1 protein-coding gene and 1 pseudogene are annotated in these 446 nt (G+C 48.9%); both read right to left on the bottom strand.

All coding sequences use genetic code 11. The annotated features are described in order from the left end of the window. Positions 1-244, bottom strand: a pseudogene (locus R7Z50_RS25060) (HesA/MoeB/ThiF family protein); the annotation flags it as partial. Continuing rightward, positions 234-446 (bottom strand): thiamine phosphate synthase (locus R7Z50_RS25065; RefSeq protein ID WP_318149431.1); only part of this gene is annotated, 213 nt, incomplete at its 5' end. The gene R7Z50_RS25065 and the pseudogene R7Z50_RS25060, both read right to left, overlap by 11 nt.

Consider the following 446-nt stretch of genomic DNA (forward strand, 5'->3'; position numbering starts at 1 on the left):
GTTCGATGTCGGCTTCAAGATAGATAACCTGGCGCTGCAAATTGCTGCTGTCGACACGGTCATCATCAATCACAACCAACTTACCCACGCCAGCAGCCGCGAGATACAAACTTGCTGCACTACCCAACCCACCACAGCCGATGAGCAACACATGAGATTGACCAAGACGAGCTTGGCCCGATTCTCCGATTTCAGGTAACGAAACTTGACGCTGATAACGAATGAATTCTTGATCAGTAAGCACGATAGTCCTCCATTACCAATGAGGTGCTCGTTGTGCTCATCAGTTGGTCGAAAAACTCAATCACTTGTTTCGGCGATTCGGACAAGGTAATCGCACGAACCACCGCTAAACTGGACACGCCACATTGCCAAACTTGCTCTGCGTTTGATTGGTCAATACCACCAATGGCCACAGTTGGATAGCCAACACTTTCACCATATGG

This window comes from Vibrio sp. 1249-1 (assembly GCF_033340495.1).